The sequence below is a fragment of the Pseudomonas sp. KH_050 genome (assembly GCF_057838875.1).
In genome coordinates this window covers 2,980,977-3,000,437 of sequence record NZ_CM174478.1, presented here as the reverse complement: position 1 = coordinate 3,000,437, position 19,461 = coordinate 2,980,977, and the positions used below count along the sequence as shown (strand labels likewise).

The 19,461-nt window shown below is 57.5% G+C and carries 21 protein-coding genes; 8 read left to right on the top strand and 13 right to left on the bottom strand.

Annotated elements, in window-relative coordinates; genetic code table 11:
- The 7 genes from AC3IUA_RS13740 to AC3IUA_RS13710 form a co-directional block, all read right to left on the bottom strand.
- Entirely contained in the window at positions 1-1,020 is a 1,020-nt protein-coding gene (locus AC3IUA_RS13740) for an ArsJ-associated glyceraldehyde-3-phosphate dehydrogenase (RefSeq protein ID WP_489361677.1), read from the bottom strand.
- 65 nt (positions 1,021-1,085) lie between these two features.
- Entirely contained in the window at positions 1,086-1,442 is a 357-nt protein-coding gene (locus AC3IUA_RS13735) for a metalloregulator ArsR/SmtB family transcription factor (RefSeq protein WP_489361675.1), read from the bottom strand.
- A 203-nt stretch (positions 1,443-1,645) separates the two neighbouring features.
- Complete coding sequence (locus AC3IUA_RS13730) at positions 1,646-2,671, bottom strand: DUF2955 domain-containing protein (RefSeq protein WP_489361673.1); 1,026 nt, start codon at positions 2,669-2,671, stop codon at positions 1,646-1,648.
- Entirely contained in the window at positions 2,661-3,800 is a 1,140-nt protein-coding gene (locus AC3IUA_RS13725) for an HlyD family secretion protein (protein WP_489361671.1), read from the bottom strand. The genes AC3IUA_RS13730 and AC3IUA_RS13725 overlap by 11 nt, the downstream gene beginning before the upstream one ends.
- Entirely contained in the window at positions 3,793-5,352 is a 1,560-nt protein-coding gene (locus AC3IUA_RS13720; protein WP_489361669.1) for an efflux transporter outer membrane subunit, read from the bottom strand. Before AC3IUA_RS13720 ends, AC3IUA_RS13725 begins: the two co-directional genes overlap by 8 nt.
- Positions 5,353-5,359: 7 nt before the next feature.
- Positions 5,360-6,460: an AI-2E family transporter gene (locus AC3IUA_RS13715; RefSeq protein WP_489361667.1), complete on the bottom strand. Its 1,101-nt coding sequence runs from the start codon at positions 6,458-6,460 to the stop codon at positions 5,360-5,362.
- 107 nt (positions 6,461-6,567) lie between these two features.
- Complete coding sequence (locus AC3IUA_RS13710; RefSeq protein WP_489361665.1) at positions 6,568-7,455, bottom strand: OB-fold protein; 888 nt, start codon at positions 7,453-7,455, stop codon at positions 6,568-6,570.
- 239 nt (positions 7,456-7,694) lie between these two features.
- On the opposite strand from AC3IUA_RS13710, the gene AC3IUA_RS13705 reads away from it, so the two are divergent.
- The 6 genes from AC3IUA_RS13705 (at position 7,695) to AC3IUA_RS13680 (ending at position 11,667) form a co-directional block, all read left to right on the top strand.
- Positions 7,695-8,195, top strand: coding sequence for an outer membrane beta-barrel protein (locus AC3IUA_RS13705; RefSeq protein ID WP_489361663.1), 501 nt, complete (start codon positions 7,695-7,697; stop codon positions 8,193-8,195).
- A gap of 76 nt (positions 8,196-8,271) precedes the next feature.
- Positions 8,272-8,946: a DUF3313 domain-containing protein gene (locus AC3IUA_RS13700; RefSeq protein WP_489361661.1), complete on the top strand. Its 675-nt coding sequence runs from the start codon at positions 8,272-8,274 to the stop codon at positions 8,944-8,946.
- Positions 8,947-9,568: 622 nt separating this feature from the next.
- Positions 9,569-10,390, top strand: a complete 822-nt coding sequence (locus AC3IUA_RS13695) for a transcriptional regulator (protein WP_489361659.1) — start codon at positions 9,569-9,571, stop codon at positions 10,388-10,390.
- Positions 10,387-10,869 carry a hypothetical protein gene (locus AC3IUA_RS13690; protein WP_489361657.1) on the top strand — a complete coding sequence of 161 codons (483 nt, stop codon included), beginning with the start codon at positions 10,387-10,389 and terminating at the stop codon, positions 10,867-10,869. Before AC3IUA_RS13695 ends, AC3IUA_RS13690 begins: the two co-directional genes overlap by 4 nt.
- A gap of 264 nt (positions 10,870-11,133) precedes the next feature.
- Complete coding sequence (locus tag AC3IUA_RS13685; protein ID WP_489361656.1) at positions 11,134-11,304, top strand: hypothetical protein; 171 nt, start codon at positions 11,134-11,136, stop codon at positions 11,302-11,304.
- Positions 11,305-11,364: 60 nt separating this feature from the next.
- Entirely contained in the window at positions 11,365-11,667 is a 303-nt protein-coding gene (locus AC3IUA_RS13680; protein WP_489361654.1) for a hypothetical protein, read from the top strand.
- Between the two features lie 14 nt (positions 11,668-11,681).
- On the opposite strand, the gene AC3IUA_RS13675 is transcribed toward AC3IUA_RS13680, so the two are convergent.
- The 6 genes from AC3IUA_RS13675 to AC3IUA_RS13650 form a co-directional block, all read right to left on the bottom strand.
- Positions 11,682-12,950 carry an OprD family porin gene (locus AC3IUA_RS13675; RefSeq protein ID WP_489361652.1) on the bottom strand — a complete coding sequence of 423 codons (1,269 nt, stop codon included), beginning with the start codon at positions 12,948-12,950 and terminating at the stop codon, positions 11,682-11,684.
- A 61-nt stretch (positions 12,951-13,011) separates the two neighbouring features.
- Positions 13,012-14,016: a branched-chain amino acid ABC transporter permease gene (locus AC3IUA_RS13670; protein ID WP_489361651.1), complete on the bottom strand. Its 1,005-nt coding sequence runs from the start codon at positions 14,014-14,016 to the stop codon at positions 13,012-13,014.
- A gap of 2 nt (positions 14,017-14,018) precedes the next feature.
- Complete coding sequence (locus tag AC3IUA_RS13665; protein ID WP_489361649.1) at positions 14,019-14,906, bottom strand: branched-chain amino acid ABC transporter permease; 888 nt, start codon at positions 14,904-14,906, stop codon at positions 14,019-14,021.
- A 73-nt stretch (positions 14,907-14,979) separates the two neighbouring features.
- A complete protein-coding gene (locus AC3IUA_RS13660) occupies positions 14,980-16,194 on the bottom strand; it encodes an ABC transporter substrate-binding protein (RefSeq protein ID WP_489361647.1) in 1,215 nt (404 codons plus the stop codon).
- Between the two features lie 109 nt (positions 16,195-16,303).
- A complete protein-coding gene (locus AC3IUA_RS13655; RefSeq protein WP_489361645.1) occupies positions 16,304-17,026 on the bottom strand; it encodes an ABC transporter ATP-binding protein in 723 nt (240 codons plus the stop codon).
- Positions 17,023-17,799 (bottom strand): ABC transporter ATP-binding protein, encoded by a 777-nt coding sequence (locus AC3IUA_RS13650; protein ID WP_489361643.1) that lies wholly within the window; start codon positions 17,797-17,799, stop codon positions 17,023-17,025. The genes AC3IUA_RS13655 and AC3IUA_RS13650 overlap by 4 nt, the downstream gene beginning before the upstream one ends.
- A 676-nt stretch (positions 17,800-18,475) precedes the next feature.
- Between AC3IUA_RS13650 and AC3IUA_RS13645 the strand changes: the two genes are divergently transcribed.
- Together AC3IUA_RS13645 and AC3IUA_RS13640 are read left to right on the top strand one after the other, a co-directional pair.
- The gene (locus tag AC3IUA_RS13645; protein WP_489361641.1) at positions 18,476-18,913 is read left to right on the top strand and encodes a hypothetical protein; all 438 of its coding nucleotides are present in this window, start codon (positions 18,476-18,478) and stop codon (positions 18,911-18,913) included.
- Between the two features lie 47 nt (positions 18,914-18,960).
- The gene (locus AC3IUA_RS13640; RefSeq protein ID WP_489361639.1) at positions 18,961-19,386 is read left to right on the top strand and encodes a PaaI family thioesterase; all 426 of its coding nucleotides are present in this window, start codon (positions 18,961-18,963) and stop codon (positions 19,384-19,386) included.
- The last annotated feature ends 75 nt before the right edge of the window (positions 19,387-19,461 follow it).

The following is a 19,461-nucleotide window of genomic DNA, read 5'->3' as shown; positions in this document are numbered from 1 at the left end:
TTACTGGCCGCTCCCTTCGACCGCCAGACCAACCATCCTGGCCAGTTCGACAGTGCGGTTGGCGTAGGCCCATTCGTTGTCGTACCAGGCATAGATTTTGACCTGGGTGCCACTGATGACCAAGGTCGACAGCGCATCGATGATCGCCGAGCGCGGGTCGGTACGGTAATCGATCGAGACCAGCGGCCGCTCCTCGTAGCCGAGGATGTCCTTGAGTTCGTTTTCCGAGGCGTTCTTCAGCAGTTGATTGACTTCCTCGACGGAGGTGACGCGCTCGACCTCGAACACACAATCGGTCAGCGAAGCGTTGGCCAGCGGCACTCGTACCGCATGTCCATTCAGGCGTCCGCGCAGCTCCGGGAAAATTTCCGCAATGGCGGTGGCCGAACCGGTGCTGGTCGGGATCAGGCTCATCCCCGATGCCCGGGCACGTCGCAGATCCTTGTGTGGCTGATCGAGGATGCTCTGGGTATTGGTCAGGTCATGAATGGTGGTGATCGAGCCGTGGCGGATACCGAGCTTCTCGTGGATCACCTTGACCACCGGTGCCAGACAGTTGGTGGTGCATGACGCGGCCGTGACGATCGGATGAACAGCGGAATCGAACAGCTGATGATTGACCCCCATGACGATGTTCAACGCGCCCGCTTCTTTCACCGGGGCACTGACCACCACGCGTTTCACGCCCTGGTCGAGGTAGGCCTGGAGCACGGCAACGGTCTTCATCTTGCCGCTGGCCTCGATCACCAGATCGCAGCCCGACCAATCGGTATCGGCAAGCGCTTTATTGGCACTGACCTTGATCCGTTTGTCGTCGATGACAATGCAGCTGTCTTCGGCGCCGGCCTCATGCTGCCAGCGACCATGCACCGAGTCGAAGTTCAACAGGTGCGCATGGGTCACCGCATCACCTGCCGGATCGTTGATTTGCACGAATTCAAACTCCGGCCAACCCCAGGCTGCACGCAGCGCAAGCCGACCGATTCGACCAAAACCATTGATGCCAACTTTGATAGCCATGTTGTTGTGCTCTGTATCTGCTGTCAGTGGGAGTTCGACCCGAGGTCAAATCTGATGATTATGGTTCAACAACAAGCAGCGGTGCGCTGCGGGCGGTCGCCCATTTCACCGAGGCGTTTCGCTTCAGGGTCCAGCCAGTGTTTGTTGGCTTGCAAGGTGGTGTCTAGAACGCCGCGCACCCAATCCGGCAGGTTCGGATGCAAACGGTAGTAAACCCATTGGCCTTGCCGACGATCCATCAGCAATCCGCCACTGCGCAGCTGGGCCAGGTGCCGGGAGACCTTGGGCTGGCTCTCATTCAGTGCACAGGTCAGCTCACAGACGCAGAGCTCTCCTTCGTGGGCGATGAGCAGCATCATGCGCACCCGGTTGTCGTCGGCCAGGCATTTGAAAATAGTGGTCGGGGTCAGGTGGTCTGCCATTGCAGTTCTCGAGGGGGCTGAACTTCATCAGGACGAACATCTTGATGTGTTGATGAAGAAACCCAAATTTATATATGTTTTTTCGAATATATGTTTTTTCGTATGCAAGGTAAAGTGGGGTTCGATTGAAAGCCGTGCTTCACTCAAGAAATGGCTTGGCTTCGGATTCTCCGCGCTAGAGCAGCGCTTCTTTGATCAGCGCTTCAGCGGACGGACTGGCGCACGCGGCGGCGCTGGTCGAGCAGATGGACCATCAGGCAAGCGTATAAAGTCACAAGTATGAACAGGCCCATGCGCACGGCGAAAGCGGTGTAGACGTCCTTGCCGGCCGCGCTGTCCTGTACCGACTGACCGAGCAGGATAATCAGGGTGATCATGGTGTTAAGCCAGAAACCCGGGCTTTGCCGGGTCGGGCTCAAGGCATACAGCCGGCGCGCCAACAGCAGCCCGAACAGCAGCATCCACAGGAAGAACATCCACAGATGCACAAACAGGCTGAGGGCACACCAGAACAGGATCGCCAGCAGGCCGCCGAGCAGGGTCGAGCCGAGCAGCTCACGGCCGGCGTTGCGAGCCGTGGTGCTGCAGCTTTGCTGGCCGAGGCTGACCGACTTGAGGATGATCGCCAGGTAGCTGGCGGGATCGATCAGCGCCAACAGGTAGGCCGGTAGCACCACCAGGGCGGCCCGCAGAGCCAACCAACCGAGCTGTTCTTCGCTGGGTGCGGCCGGGGCGACCGGCAACGCCTGCCCGCTGACCGGTTCGGGAAACAGCCAATGGCTGAGGGACAACGCCACAACGGCAAGGAGCAGGCCTTTGACCAGGGCACTGATAACCATCACGGCCAGGCCGAAATCGGCAGTGCCGGCTGCACTGATCATGGTCAGGCCCATCACCAGAAAGGTCACAATCAGGTTATTACCGCCACGCAGACCGAAGCGAAAGGCCAGAAACAGCCCCAGGCCGATCAACAGCACGCCGCTGACGGGGTAATAATGCAGCACCGGAATTAACACTAGGCCGCAGCCAGTGGTCAGCATCGCCACCAGCGCCAGGCCCAGCCCGGCCTTGAGTGACAGCGGGCGGTTGCCCATGGCGAGCAGCAGACTCAGCACCGGAGCGATAAATGGGAGCGGCAGTTCCAGTCCGAAGCTGGCCGCCAGACACAACGCGGTGCCGCTGGCCAGGCGCAGCGCACGCTGAACCCGCGGCTCGCGTTTAGTAGGCATAGGACAACCAGCTCATCAGATGCAGGAACAAGCGCCCGAGCGGATTCAGCGGATTGCCGGGACTGGGGAAGGCCATGACTTCGGCCTGCCCACCGGCGCGGACGCCGCGGATATCGCGCAGCCTGGCCAACGCGTCAGGGGAAAATTCGATAATCACCGGGAAGCGCTGGGCCGGACGCAGCCAGTCGCGGCTGTTCTGCACGCTGGGCAAGGTTCCGGGCGCTGTGCTCTGTCCTACGCTGACACCGTAACCGACGCTGCGCACACGCCCCTCGAACACCTCGCCGGGCAGCGCATCCAGCACAATCGCAACCGGGGTATCCAGCTTGACCAGGCCCAGGTTGTTCTCGGTCATTTCCGCACTGATCCATACATCGTGGATCGCAATCAGGGTCATGACCGGACTGCCGGCCGCGGCGAACAGTCCGACATCGGTGCGCAGATCGGTGATCAACCCGGCGGAGCGTGCGCGCACCTGAGTGTTGGCCAGGTCCAGCCGGGCTTTTTCCAGGGTGGTGGTGGCGCTGCGCAGCAGGGCGTTGTCTTCCTCGCTGCCACCCTCTTGCTCACGTGCACGCTGAACTTCGGCACGGGCGGCCGCCACCTGACTGACGGCCTGTGAGAGATTGGCACGAGACACTTCAAGCAGGCGCACGGAAATGGTTCCGCGGTCTTCGCGATACAAGCCTTCAAGGCGCTGATTGTCCTGGCGCGTCTTGAGTTCATTGGCCTGGGCGGCCCGCAAGGAAGCTTGCGCCGAGGCAATACCGGCGGTGCTGGCACCGATCTGTCGGCGGGTCGACTCGAGGTCGGCGCGCGCACGGTCGACGGCGATCTGGTACGGCTGCTGGTCCACCTCGAAGAGCACCTGCCCGGCCTTGACGTCCTGATTGTTGCGCACCTGCACGCTGGTCACCCTTCCTGCCACCTCCGCCGCCACCGGAATGACAAAAGCCTGCACCCGGGCCTGTTGCGTATAGGGCGTGTAGCGGTCAGCCAGCAGGTACCAGAGCAGGCTGAGGACGATCAGCAACACCACCCGTTTCGTGCCCTTGCGCACCGGATCGGCAGCAGGTTCAGGCGCTTGGGTGGCGGGCTCCCCGGGGACGGGCTGCGAGGCTTCACTCATCGTTTCTTACCTTGTGTGGAGTCGGGACGAGGCTGGCTGGGGGTGCGGGCTCATCCAGCAAATCACCCCAGTCAGTCCGTTGCTGCATCTGCTCGCGGGTGGCCTGATCAACTCTCGGCAGGGCGCTGTACCAGCCACCCCCCAGGGCCTTGTACAGGGCGATCAGATTGCTCACGGCATTGCTGCGGCTGAGCAGGTAGTTGTCCTGTTGCTGGAGCAGCGCACGCTGGGCATCCAGCACCCGTTGGAAGTCCGAGTAGCCTTCGCGATACTGGGCGTTGGCCAGAACCAGCGAACGCTGGGCGGACACTGCCGCCTCGCGCAGGATGCGCTCGCGTTCCAGCGACTTGATCAGGCCGCTGGCGGCATCGTCGGCCTCGCGCGCCGCCTGGCGCACCTGGTCGCGGTAAACCTCGATCAACTGCTGCAAACGGGCATCCTGCACCCGTACGTTATTGCTGATTTGTCCGTGATCGAACAGATTCCAGCGCAGGCTGGGCCCGCCGACCAGGTCGAGGGTGTTGGAGGCACCGCTCAGTGAGGTGGTGGACCAGACGATGCTGCCCAGCAGGGTCAGTGACGGGTAGAAATCGCTTTCGGCCACACCGATAAGCGCGGACTGGGCCGCGACATTCAGTTCGGCGGCGCGTACGTCCGGCCGCCGCAGCAGCAGGTTGGCCGGTACATCCTGCAGCACCGAACGGTCGACCAGCGGGATCAGCCCTTCTTGCTCGGCGAGTTGCGGCAGCGGTCCGGGCGGTCGGCCGATCAGCACCGCCAGGGCATTACGGGTACGCAGTACCTGGTCTTCGAAATCCGGGATGCTGCTCAGGGTGCCCAGGTACTGGGTCTTGGCCTGTTGCAGGTCTAGCTCGGCCGTCTGCCCGCTGTTGAACAACTTCTCGGTGATCTCATAGCTGCGCTTTTGCTGCCCGGCGTTTTCGCGGGCGACGCGCAAACGCGCTTCAGTGGTACGCAGCACAAAGTAAGTGTCGGCGACCTGGGCCCGCAGCAGCACCAGCACGTCCTCATAGTTGGCCTGGGCGGCGAAGTAACTGGCATCGGACGACTCGATGGCACGACTGAAGCGCCCCCAGAAATCCAGCTCCCAACCGATGTCGAAGCCGGCGCTGTGTTGCCAGAAATGGCTGTCCTGCGGGTTGCGCCCACCGGATTGATTGCGGTCGAAGTACAGGCTGTCGGCGCTGGCCTGCTGCAGTTGCGGATAACGCCCGCTTTGGGCAATGCCCAATTGGGCACGGGCTTCCATCACCCGCAGGCCGGCAATTTTCAGGCTGGAATTATGGGCATCGGTTTCGGCAATCAGACGGTCGAGCACCGGATCGGCGAACACCTGCCACCACTCACGTATATCGGGTTGTCGACGCTGCTGGCTGGCCTGCTCGAGCGCAGGGCTGTTCCAGTGCTCGATCCAGGCCTCGCCTGGCGCCTGGAAATCCGGTCCCAGGCGCACGCAGCCACTGAGGCCCAGTCCCCCCATCAGGAGCCCTCCCATCAGGAGTAACCGGCCTCGGTGAAATGAAGGAAACATGGGCCCGTCAGGTCTTTGGCTGGTCGTCTGGTACACCTTGCGGCTGGTCCTGCACCCACTGCCAGAACAGCTGATAGCCGACCGCAAGCACCACCGGGCCGATAAACAGGCCGATGATGCCACCAGTGACCATGCCCCCCAAGGCCCCGATCAACACCACTGGCATCGGCACATCGACGCCGCGCCCCAACAGCAATGGCTTGAGCACGTTATCCACCAGGCCGGCAACAAAGACATAAATGGAAAATACGATGCCCGCCGTGCTGATCCCCTCGGTGGCGAAAACGAAGACGATCACCGGAATGGTAATCAGCGTTGCCGGTAACTGCATGATGCCCAGCAGCAACACCGCCAGGGCCAGCAGGCCGGCGCCGGGGATGCCCTTGAGCACGAAGCCGACGCCAACCAGCAGCATCTGGATAAACGCGATGCCGACCACCCCCAGCGCTACCGCACGGATGGTCGCGGTGCACAGCGCGGCGATTTGCGGCCCCTTGACCGGACCGCTGATGCGCGAAGCGATCTGCACCGCACTGCGGCTGCCACCCTCGCCATAGGCCATGAAGATCCCGGCGATGATCAGGGCGCAGATGAAAATCAGGAAACCCATACCGATCCCGGCGAGCTTGCTCAACAGGATCAGGCTGATACCTTTGATCTGCGGTATGTACTTCTCTGTCAGCCCCGGAAGGTCGGTGGCAGCCTGCAGCCAGAGGCCATGCAGGCGCTTGCCCACCAGCGGCCAATCGGCGACTGAATCGGCCGGCAGAGCAATATGGAAACTGCCACTCTTGACCACGCCTATGGCATGTTCGACCGAGTCGGCAATCGAGGTGCCCAACAGGTAGATCGGCACCATGAGGATAGCGATGGCGATCAACACAATCAGCGTCGCGACAAGCCCGTCCTTGTAGCCGAGCATGCCCTTGAGCCGGCCTTGCAGTGGATAGAGGGTGATCGCCAGGATCAGCGACCAGAGCAATAGGTCACGGAACGGACGGAATATCTCGAAGCAGAACAGCACCAGAACGACAATCAGTCCGGCTCGAATCAGGACATCGAGCAGACCGCTGGAAAAGGCTTTCTGGGAAGTGGTCGTGGGCACCATTTAATGCCTCCTGGAAGATCGCTGCAAAGGTTTGAGAGGGGTAAGCCCAGCATAGACGCTCAATAGGGTTGCCGGGATAAGGCGGTTACTTGCTCTGGCCGGGCTGTCTACGACGCATCGCTCCATGGTTTTGACAGAGAAAGCCATTCGAACCAGGGGGCAACGTCATCGTTCACGCTTGCAAAGAACGTATTGAAGTCAAATCCAGACAACACAACTGCACAGGCTTGCGACAGGTTTGAACTGTCCAGAACACAGGGACTGTCTTTTGGAAGACCGGTACCTACCAGGTACAGCGAGACAAGAAATCGCGCCAGATCATCATATTGATCATGTTCAAAGTGAGGTTGCCCGCCGTTCACCAGCCATACGCGCAATTTCTCGACCGTGTCATCCGCGAACACTTTTGCCTCTTCGCGAAAGTTCACCGGTGAACAATCGGCCAAATGCAACACCTGGAGCCGATAGGCTTTGACTGTACAAACCATTTGCACTTCATTCCCTGCATGCAACTCATAGGCTGCCGCTTCGTGAGGCGCTGCAATTTCGGCTTGAACTTCAAACAAATCCCTCACCCCTTCAAGTTCTACTACCGGTTTGTTTGAAGTATTTTTTCTCACGCTGGCAATATAACCCGTGACCACAAATGACTTGTCAGCGAAAAGATGATGGGCAACCAGCTCATTATCCTCAAAACGACCGACTAACTCGCGACTTGAAATCCGGGTGACTGGCTTGACGATATTAACCCTCTCCAGGATTGATTTTTCGCCTCCTGCAAGTGCCACCAGATAATCATCTTCAAGCAAATTCCGTGTAAACTGCAACGCCCCCGGGTCTACTTTCGCAGGCGCCTTTTTTTCTGCCAACCCACCCGGTGCAACCTGAGCATGCAACATTTGATAGCCCTTCACTATATCAACACGCACCATGAACAACGAGAATCCAAGAACCATCAAGATCGCCCCTGCCATGCTGTATTTTTTACCTGGCACTCGCAAAACACCCAACCTCATCGCCTGCCGTCACCCACACAGTCCAACACCCCATCAGCTGATAATCAGCACTTGGCAAAAACTTACACGCGCCACTGTGCGGATTGAAATCAATAATCCGGATATCCCTCCGTCTGGCCAACCGACCACTATAAATAATGCTTATTAATTTCAATCAAAAGCACCCGACAGCAGAAAATGCCCACTCTCCAAAACCGCTAACAAGGGACCCTCTGCACATGCAACTGAAAAACCTCACACTCGCATCGCTGCTTTCATTGTTGCCACTCCAGGCGTTCGCCGATGACAAGGGATTGTATGTTGGCGCAGGTGTGACCCGCCTTGAAATTGATGAGCGCGCCCTGGGTGATGAGGACAACAGTTACAAACTCTATGCCGGCTATCGGGCTAATGAATACCTGGCCTTTGAAGGTGCCATCGTCAACCTCGGGAAGTTCAAGGAACATGCTATGGAATTCGAAGGGAAATCCGCACAAGTTGCAGCCCATATCGGTTTCCCTATTGGGCAAAGAGTACGTATGTTCGGCAGTGTTGGCGCTCATGGATGGGACTCCGACAGCACTATGGCTGGCGACGACCGCGGGTTCGACCTGACCTATGGCGCCGGTGTCGAACTGGAGGTGTTTCGCAACGTGGGTATACGCGCCGAATATGAAATACTGGAAGTTGGAAACATCAATCTGAATCAAACGTCGGCGTCGGTATTTCTTCTTTGGTAACCCGCCTCGGTATCGAGTGCCTGTAACACGAGCACCACAGCCACTTCACTATTAAAACCCCATGGGTACCCTGGCAATGCGCATCTATCGTGTGATTCCCGCAATACTTCTAGTGAGCCTGGCGGGTTGTACCACAATGCCGGATCCTGAAACCCACCATTCGGGGTTTCTCGATGATTACAGTCGCCTGAGTAAAGATCCGCAATGGTCCAAGAGCGAATACTGGGTCAAACCAACGCTGGATATAAAACACACCTATAAAAAAATAATCTTTCTGGAACCGCCTCGTTACTATTTCACAGGCAAGGATCTGCAACTCGCGACAGAGCGTCCATCCGATGTGAATGCGATGCTTAAATACCTGAACCAGGCCATCCTTCATCAATTCCTGACCTCAGGCTATGAAGTGGCCGCCAAACCTGAACCACAAGCCCTTCGGCTGCGCACCGCTATCACCGGTAGCGAACGCACACCTCGAGACCTGTCGGTGCCGGAATACCTCCCGATCGGCTTTGTGGTGGGTGGCGTCATGCACCTGACTGGCACTCGCGATGAGAGCATCCGCATCTTCTTTGAAAGCGAATTGCGCGATGCTCAAACCGGGGAGTTACTGGCCCAGTCCGTCAGCGCGACCACAGGCAACGAGATTTCTCCTTCAAGCAAGGCAAAAGTCGAGGACATCTACCCGGCCCTTGACGCTTGGGCCATACAGTTGAGAGAGCGAGCGGACAAAGCCTTCGCCAGCCAATAATCCTCTCTGGCAACGTCAAGACAACGGATTGTCTTGACTCGTCCGGCAATGGCACTGCTCTCACGTACAGCCAGGGTCATCATCTCTAACTAATACTCCTTGATGCCACATCTGGCCAAACAGCCATCCCGTTCAATCCAGAACCAGTCCGCGATCAACATCACTTCAACTAACGGGATAACGATAAGTTACCTCGCCTGTCAATTCGGCCCACCACCACGCCCAAGCCTCTCGCCTTAAGCGAATGTACTGACTTGCTCCCAGGTTGACTTCGACTCCTTCATGGAGCAACGGTACTTCCGGGCACAGTATCGAAACGGGTATATTCACCATCAACCGGCTCAGCCCCGCCACGTATGAGCGCTGCATCCGACCGTTGAGCTGGACACAATCACAGACTTGTTTTCGTGTAACGCTTCAACAATACCGTGAAGTGGAAGCAATGAGCCGGCCATGAAAACCTATCCTGAGCGTACGTTAACTGGTAATATCCGCCGCGAGAGTTAAAAGATCAAATCAAAAATTATCATTTCAGGAAGTCAATAGAACGCCTCTCAAGCACACCACTACCACTCTCTATTAACGCGAATCAAGATTTGATTTTCTGAACGGAAGACCGCAGATGAGCTACTCTTTCAAGTTGAAAAATGGTGATGTCGCTATTTTCGACCCGGAGAACTCTATACTCTCCATTACCAGCAGCCATGGCGAGGTTCGTCAATCCACGCTTGGCAGAGCCGAATCCCGCCTGCTCAACTTGTTACTCATGGAACCGGGCGTTACCAGAACCCGCGATGAAATCGTCGACTACACCTGGAATGACCGTATCGTTGCCTCGGGCAGCCTCAATCAAGCGGTATTTTCTCTTAGAAACGCACTCAACGATGGCCGGGAACATGAAATTTTAATGACGGTGCCTCGTCGCGGTTATCGCTTCAATCGAAACTGTTTAATCGATGAATCAGTGCATCAAACAACAATGCCAGATGAGGATGAACCGAACAGCCCAGCCGCGCCGGAACAACCTCACGTGGACAGCACAGCCGATAATCTTCCACCTGACGCGTTGAAAAAATCGGACTATCCGGCAAAAAAGCTGATGATCGCTTATGCCGCGACAGTCATACTGATCGCCGCCACCTTGATCCAGTTTGGTCTCTCCGTCGAAACACCAAAAATCCAGATCGTCAATTTCCAGAGTGGTGATGTGAAGTTGCATGCCGTAGACGAAGACCTCAGCGATGCACAATCACTCCTGGACACTTTGAGCAACCAGCTACAACAACTCCCAAAACAGCTAAAGGGTGACGTCTGGATTAGTCAGTTTCAAGCCAATTATACGGTTTCCTGCATTCGTCCGGATCACAGCACCGTCAACCTGCAATTCAGCAAGGACCAGGCAATGGTCGAGATGGTTCAACAATGTCTGGAGCTACCCCTATGAAGCCGTTGTCAAAACAGACCGCTCACTGGATAGCCTTGGGCATTGTCACCCTCGCCTGCATTGCCATCCTGAACCGCCCTTCGCCCCCCTACAAAGAGAACACGGGTTATCACACCGTCAGTCGGCATTGGCTTGAAGGCCAGAACCAGCTAAGTACAAAAGAATACCTCACCATTGGCCGTGACCGCTTCACACAATCCACTATCGAAAGCATGAATGGCAAGACCCGAAATGCAACCTTATCGGCAGAGGTTATTCGAACCGACAAAAATGGTATCCAGCTTAAAATCACCAATGTGAAACTCAGCCAGGACACCGAACTGTTTGCCATTGAAAAAACTCCGGAGCTTTTTTTCCGACGCCAATATGCCTTTCAAGAAGGATCCATTATAACGCATGTGTTCCTCCCATCGAACGATGAAAAAGCCATATGCTATTACATCCTTGAATTCAAACGAACACGCTGCATGAATCTCTGAGCCGCTCATTTCGTCAACATACGAAACGCCATTTTCCAACACGTCACATTAACGGTTCGGAAATGGCATTCAACAACACACACCTCCCTACCGACATAGCTACCACAGATAAATTCCGACATCTATCTCCTTGCGCTGCAATCTTGATCAAGCTCCTGCGCACCACACAAATCACAATTAATAATTTTTATTCATCCACCTCCGCTCGCAAAATACCACCTCCACTCTGCCTGCTACCCCTCAGGCATTTATCTGGAGGTTGCCATGTATAAATTTCGTCGAAAAAATCTATCACTCAAGCATAAAATCATCCTGTCTATTCTTGCCTATTCGAGTGGCATGGCATTCGGCTGGGTCATTGATTATTCCCCGACGGCCGTCTCGACACACATCGAGACCGGAAAAAATCAAGACCAGGGTCAGCAATCCTCCTGATGAAGGCTTGAAATTCAATCAAGTATCAATTTTATACGCACCTATTGCGAGGAGACCAAAGTGAACGATTCTGCTTTGCTGTGGATTGGCAAACAACTTACAAGAGGAGCAGCAATAATGATCGCGGCCATGCCTGTTTATGCGATGGGATATGATGAATACTTTGCTGGCAGTGTGACCATTGAGAGCTATAAAAGTGAATATGATGCCAACGGCAAGCAAGTCATATCGCAATTAAGGCTTCACTCGGAAAGCGAGGACGGCATTATTGAACCGGAAGATGATTACGAGCCAGCAGAGCCCCGCCAGAATGGTGCTCAAGAGGGTACTGGAGTAAAAGTCCAGTACCCGACTTTCATTTGACTGACGAGACAGCCCTACCAGATCGGCAGGCTGTAGCTGAGGATCAAGCGATTCTCGTCGATGTCACTGGCAAAGCTGGAGCGATAGGTCGCGTTGCGCCATTTGATCCCAAGGTTTTTCAGCGAGCCACTCTGGATCACGTAGCCGATGTCGGTATTACGCTCCCACTCCTTGCCGGTTCCCGACGCGGCCCCCAGATCGACCTGATCGCCTTTTACATAGCGAGTCATGAAGGTCAGGCCGGGAATGCCGAGGCCGGCGAAGTTGAAATCGTAACGGGCTTGCATGGAGCGCTCGTCCTGATTGCCGAAGTCGTTGATCTGCAACAGGTTGACCAGATACGGGTCAGTGCCCTGAACGTTGGCGAACCCGGTATCGCCGCTCATTTTCTGGTAACTCAGGCCAAAGGCATGCGCGCCCAGTGAGTAGGTGAACATGGCGCCGAGCATGTTGTTGTCGACATTGCTGTTGCCGTCATCGGTCGAACGTGCCCAACGCAAATCGGATTTCAACGCTTGCCCTTCGGCAACCGGCAACACATGCACCAGCGTCAGGTAATGCTGCTTGTACAGATCGTCCAGCTGCGCATAGTGGTAGCCCGTGCTCAGCGCTTTGCTCCACATATAGCTGCCACCGATAAAATCGAACTGGTCGGTGGTAGCCTTCGCCCCGGTCACGATGTTGCGCCGAGGGCCTTTCATGAGAGTCATGTCTTCGCGGTTGGTCGAGTCGCGCTGGTTCACCTGAGTCAGGCGACCGGCGTCGAAGGTCAGACCCGCGAGGTCCGTCGAGTTCAGCCAACCACCCTGGAAGGTCTGCGGCAGCAGGCGCGAATCGTTGGGCTGCAATACCGACAACTTGGGAATCAAGGTCCCCGCCTTGAGGGTGGACTTGGAGACCCTTAGCTTGGCGGTCAGGCCAAGCTCGCTGTTGTCATCGGCTGCCCGCCTCGACTCGGCGCCACGTGGCAGCAGGCCGGTGGCACCGGCGCGATCCGGGCTCGAATCGAGTTTGATGCCGAGCAGACCCAGAGCATCGACGCCGACGCCCACGGGCCCCTCGGTGTAACCGGACTCGTAGCGCAACAAGAACCCTTGCGCCCACTCCTCACCCTTGCTTTGTGGGGCCGCTGGCTGACGGAAGTCTCGGTTCATATAGAAGTTGCGCATGTCCAGACTGGCCTTGCTGTCGGCGAGGAACTCGGCCGACGCGGGTGAACAGACCCCAATGGCTCCGGCAAGGCCGGGCAACAGAAGAACACGGGCAGAACGAATGACGTGCATAAATCTCTCTTCTTGTTAGATAACTGGATTTGTGTCGGTCAAGGCAGGAGCAGGTCAATCCCTAGAAATTTCGCCGAGCCAGCTTCAGTACCCAGCCAACGATGCCGACCCGGAACAGCAGCACGCAGATGACGAAGATCATTCCGAGGATCACATGCACCCATTCGCCCAGCGGTCCGTTGGACAGGTAGCTCTGCAGAGTGACCACTACCGTGGCGCCAACGAACGGGCCGAGCACGGTGCCCACTCCACCGAGCAGGGTCATCAGGATCACCTCGCCGGACATGTGCCAATGGGCGTCAGTCAACGACGCCAGCTGGAACACCACCGTCTTGGTCGAGCCGGCCAGGCCGGTCAGCGCGGCGGAGATGACGAAGGCCAACAGCTTGTGCGCATCGACGTTGTAACCGAGGGAAATCGCCCGTGGCTCGTTCTCGCGGATCGCCTTGAGCACCTGACCGTAGGGCGAGTGGATGGTGCGCTGGATGACGGCGTAGCCGAACACGAAAACCGCAAGAACGAAGTAGTACATCGTCAGGTTGTTGTTCAGGTCGAACAGGCCAAGCAATTGGCCACGAGGTACGCCGTGCAAACCGTTCTCGCCGCCGGTGAAAGGCGCCTGCACGTAGATGAAGAACACCAACTGCGCCAACGCCAGGGTAATCATCGCGAAGTAGATGCCTTGGCGCCGGATCGCCAGCAGGCCGAACAGCAGGCCGAGCGCGGCGGATGCCAGGGTCCCGGCGAGAATGCCCAACTCGGTCCCCAGGCCGCTGTAGTGACTGAGCAAATAACCGGTGACATAGCCGCCGCTGGCGAGAAAGGCGGCATGACCGAATGACAGCAGACCGGCGTAGCCGAGCAACAGGTTGAAGGCGCAGGCGAACAGGGCAAAGCACAGCAGCTTCATCAGGAACACCGGGTACACCGCCAGCGGCGCGGCCAGCGCTACGGCAAACAGCGCCAGATAGAACCAACGCTTGCGCCGTACGGCAGCCTGACGCCGCTCCTGGACCACCTGCGGTTGCAGAACCGGAGCGCCCTGCTTGATTTCCAGACTCGTCATGTTTATGCCTCCTTTCCGAACAGTCCCGCGGGACGAACCAGCAGCACCAGCACCATGACCAGGAACACCACGGTATTGGCCGCTTCAGGATAAAAGACCTTGGTCACCCCCTCGATCAGACCCATGGCCAGGCCGGTAACGATGGCGCCCATGATCGAGCCCATGCCGCCAATCACCACCACGGCGAACACCACGATCAACAGGTTGGCGCCCATGGTCGGCGTGACCGAGTAGATCGGCGCGGCCAGCACGCCGGCGAACGCCGCCAGGGCTGCGCCATAGCCATAGGTCAGAGTGATCAACAGCGGCACGTTGATGCCGAACGCCTGCATCAGCTTCGGATTCTCGGTACCGGCACGCAGATAGGAGCCCAGACGAGTGCGCTCGATCATGAACCAGGTGGCCAGACACACCACCAGCGCCGCCACTACCACCCAGGCGCGGTAGGCAGGCAGGAACATGAAGCCAAGGTTGTAGCCGCCCTTGAGCAGTTCCGGCATCGGGTAGGAGGACCCGGAGACGCCGAACAGCTTGACGAAGGAGCCCTCGACGATCAGCGCCAGGCCAAAGGTCAGCAGCAGGCCGTAGAGATGATCCTCACCGGCGATCCGCCGCAACAGGCCGCGCTCGATGAGCATGCCGAGGACGCCGACCACCAGCGGCGCCAGCACCAACGCGAGCCAATAATTCACGCCCAGGTAGTTGAGCCCGAGCACGGCAGTGAAAGCCCCGAGCATGTATTGGGCACCATGGGCGAAGTTGATGATCCGCAACAGCCCGAAGATGATTGCCAGGCCCAGGCTGAGCAAGGCATAGAAGGCCCCGTTGATCAGCCCCAGGAGCACCTGGCCGAACAGCACGCTCAGGGGAATACCGAATACGATCGTCATGATTTACCACCCGCTGAAAGTCCGTGACACCCGGCTGCCAGCAGCCGGGTAAGTAGCTGGAGTCACATGCCGATCAGCTTTTCGTCAGCAGCTTGCACTTGCTTTCGGCTAGCGGACGGTAGGCTTCTTCCCCCGGAATGGTCCGGACGATTTTGTACAGGTCCCACTCCCCCTTCGATTCGGCCGGGGTCTTGACCTGGACCAGATACATGTCGTGGACCATGCGGCCATCGGCGCGGATCGTGCCGTTCTTGGCAAACATGTCGTTGACCGGGGTCGCCATCATCTGCGTGCGAACCGTCGGCGCATCGTCGCTACCGCTGGCCTTGACCGCGCTCAGGTAGTTCATGGTCGCCGAGTAGATGCCCGCCGGAACCATGCCCGGCATCTTGCCGGTCCGCTTGAAGTAGCGCTGAGCCCAGGCGCGGCTCTCCTCGTTCATGTCCCAATACCAGCCGGTGGTCAGCATCAGCCCCTGGGTCACGGCCAGGCCCATGGCATGGATGTCGTTGAGGAACACCACCATGCCGGCCAGCTTCTGCCCGGACTGCGCAATGCCGAACTGGCTGGCGGTCATCAGCGAATTGATGGTGTCGGAACCGGCGTTGGCAAAGGCGATCACATCAGCGCCAGACCCTTGGGCCTGCAAGATATAGGAAGAAAAATCGCTGCTCGGGAACGGGTGGCGAACCTTGCCGAGCACCTTGCCGCCATCGGCCTCGACGACCTTGGTAATGTCCGATTCCATCGCATGGCCGAAGGCATAGTCAGCCGTCAGGATGAACCAGTTCTTGCCGCCGGAAGCGAGCACGGCCTTGGCGGTGCCGTTGGCCAGCGAGTAGGAATCGTAGGTCCAGTGGATGTGATTGGGCGAGCAGAATTCGTTGGTCAGGCTGGAAGCCGCCGCGCCGGAAATCAGCGCCAGTTTGCCGGCCTGCTCCACCACCTTGCTCGCCGCCAGCACCACCGACGACGCAACCATGCCGGTGACCATGTCGACATTGCGCTCATCGACCCACTGGCGCACGGTATTGGCGCCGACATCCGGCTTGTTCAGGTCGTCGGCACTGAAGACCACGATCTTCTTGCCGTTGACCTCACCGCCGAAGTCCTCGACGGCCATATTCAGCGCTTCCAGGCCACCGGGGCCTGAGAGGTCGCGGTAAGTCCCGGACATATCGGCCAGGTAGCCGATTCGAATCTCGTCGTTGCTGATCTGTGCCTGGGCGGCGCTGACGATCAGGCTGGAGACGAGGATGGCACGTGCAGTCTTCTGAAAAACCTTCATCTAGTTCACCCACTTTCCACAGTTATTGTTGTTGTTCCGGGCAAAGCAACCCCGTGCCGGCAGGCAGGGAGCCGCGCCGACATATACATTGCGAGGGGTAAAACGGGTCTCAGACGCCGAGACAGCTCTGCAGGAGCTCCTGTTTCGACTCCAGTTCAGCGGCGCTGATTTCTTCCACGATCTGACCGTGGTCCATCAAGTAATGGCGGTCAGCCAGAGGTGCGGCGAAGCGGAAGTTCTGCTCCACCAACACAATGGTCAGGCCCTTCTTCTTGAGCTTGATCAGCACCTCGGCCAGTTTCTGCACGATCACCGGGGCCAGGCCTTCGGTGATCTCGTCCAGCAGCAACAGATTGGCGCCGGTGCGCAGGATCCGCGCCATGGCCAGCATTTGCTGCTCGCCGCCGGACAGGCGTGTGCCCTGGCTGAAACGTCGCTCGTAAAGATTGGGAAACATCTCGTAGATTTCGTCGAGGCTCATGCCGTCGCTGCGCACCATCGGTGGCAGCAGGAGGTTTTCCTCGACATTGAGGCTGGCGAAAATACCGCGTTCTTCCGGGCAGTAGCCAACGCCCAGACGCGGGATCAAATGCGCGGCGAGGCCAATGGTCTCGTTGCCGTTGACCACGATCGAACCGGTGCGACGGCCGACCATATTCATGATCGCGCGCAGGGTGGTGGAACGCCCCGAGCCGTTGCGTCCAAGCAGGGTGACCAGCTCGCCGCGCCGCACCTGCAGGTCGATGCCATGCAGGATGTGCGATTCACCATAAAAGGCATGCAGGTCGCCGACCCGCAGTTGCTCGAAATCCGGGGTGTGCAGACTGCTCATGGGTGTGCCCCCTCAAGACTGACGGCTTCGCTGCCCAGATAGGCCTCGCGCACCTGTGCATTGGCGGAAACGCTGGCATAGTCGCCTTCGGCGAGAATCGCACCCCGGGCCAACACGGTAATGCGGTCGCACAGTTCGCTGACCACCCCGAGATTGTGTTCGACCATCAACACCGTGCGCCCTACAGCGGCACGGCGCACCAGGCCAATGACCATGTTCACGTCCTCGCGGCCCATGCCTTGAGTCGGCTCGTCGAGCAGCAGCACCGTGGGGTCGAGTGCCAGGGTGGTGGCCAGTTCCAGAGCGCGCTTGCGGCCATACGGCAGCTCGATAGTCAGGGTGTCGGCGTAGTCGAGCAGACCGACCTCATCGAGCATCTGCAGCGCCCGCTCATTGAGTGCATCGAGGCTGCGCTCGGACTTCCAGAAATGGAAGGAGTTGCCCTGTTTGCGCTGCAGCGCCACGCGGACGTTCTCCACCACACTCATGTGGCCGAACACTGCGGATATCTGGAATGACCGCACCAGTCCCAGACGCGCGATTTCATTGGGTTTGAGATGGGTAATCGGCTCGCCAAGGTAGAGGATTTCGCCACGAGTGGGCGGGAGGAACTTGGTGAGGAGATTGAAAACAGTGGTCTTACCGGCCCCATTGGGTCCGATCAGTGCGTGGATATGCCCCTTCTGCACACGTAGATCGACCGAATCCACTGCGGTGAAACCGCGAAATTCCTTGGTCAAGCCACGTGTTTCCAACACGATCTCTGGTGACATGTGGAGCCCTCTAACCTTGATTGTTTTTATTGGTTATGGCGCTGCAGACACTATTACGTTTACGTAAACGACAACACGCTACGAAAGTCTAATACGGACCAGCAGATCAAAAAGCGAACAGAAATATCAGACAACCCCGGCGTTGGTGCCAGGTGGATTCAGACGGCGCAAGCGTCGGAACGGGTGGATGGGTTCATCCTGTGTGCCCATTTATATTCTGTGCGGGCCTGGTTCAAGCCAGACGAAGCCGAGTATAGGTGGACGCTGGCAAAATAATACCGCGCAAAAAAACACGACCTGTTGTGCAAAAAAACATGTGTTCGTCCCACATTTCTGAACCCATGGATAGCTAACCACCTGTTATTTCTGACAGTAGACAACCGTAAAACCACAAATTAGGTTAGATCGTGCTCGGGCCAGACAGGCTTTCGAACGAGGTGAACGCTATGGAAACCAGTCAAAGTGGTTTGTTAACGCCCATTGACCTCAGCCAGGACGGCGTTTGGCTGAAAACCGGGGTTTATCATTCGCACAAGCGGGCTCGATTCCAGAGATGGCATGCGCACGCCTCTGACACGCCTCCCCGTACCGATGAGCACATAACGGCGCAGTCTTCCAGACAGGTGCTCCGCGATCGTCAATCGTGTCCCCTGTCATACTGACCGGAGAACTTGCCATGAACATGTTTGCCTGGCTTGCGCTCGTCAGCTACTCGCTGGCTTTTCTGATCGTTGTAGCTTTCTCGATTGCTTACTTGAAGCGATCTGACTTCATGCCCTACCACGGCATCGCCATTGGCCGTCGTTGGAGCGAAGTCGAACCCCGTACTCAGGTGCTGCTCCTGGCGCTGATCAAGGTCACCGGGGCGGCTTGGCTGGCATTGGCGCTGGCGGGATTTTTCCTCCTGTACCTGTTGTTCTCCGGTAATGGGAAGTTCGTCCAATTGATCGTATTTCAATTGTTCTGCCTGATTGCCCTTTCCCCTTCCGTAGCGGTGGCCGCCTATGTGCGAAAGAAAACCAATGCACCGACGCCTATTCGAAGCGCTGTTTTTCTAGTGATTCTGTCATTACTTGGATTCACGTTTGCAGTGCTTTCAGGTCGGTACCTATAGCACCGACGTAAGACACCCCGATCCCCCACAGTCGAAGGTAGCCAACCATGAATCGCGATGCGTTATTTTGGAAAGTAGTCACTGGTGAACTTCCGTTGCCGAATGCCGCCCTCTTGCTGGGGTGGAAATTCGTCGATTACGATGAAGACCAATGCGAAGCGCATATCGAGTTTGACGCCACGGCTTCGTTGACCAATCCAATGGGCGATATTCAGGGCGGAATGCTTTCAGCCATGCTGGACGACTGCATGGGTCCAGCCGTATACGCAAACTTGCCGATTAACCAAATCGCCGTGACGATCGAATCGAAAACCAATTTCGTCAGCCCCGCATCGCCAGGTCGAATTATCGGATGGGGCCGGGTCGATCATGCAATGGGCGCGATTTGCTTCACCTCAGGCAGGCTGATCAATGAAGCCGGCAAGGTCCTGGCAACGGCGACAGCCACCTATCGTATCTGCAACCTCCGCTGACATGGGCTTTGCGTCCCGAATGTCCTTGCCAAGGGCATTTTGAAGCGGGAGATGGCCAAGCAAGCGAAGTCGTCA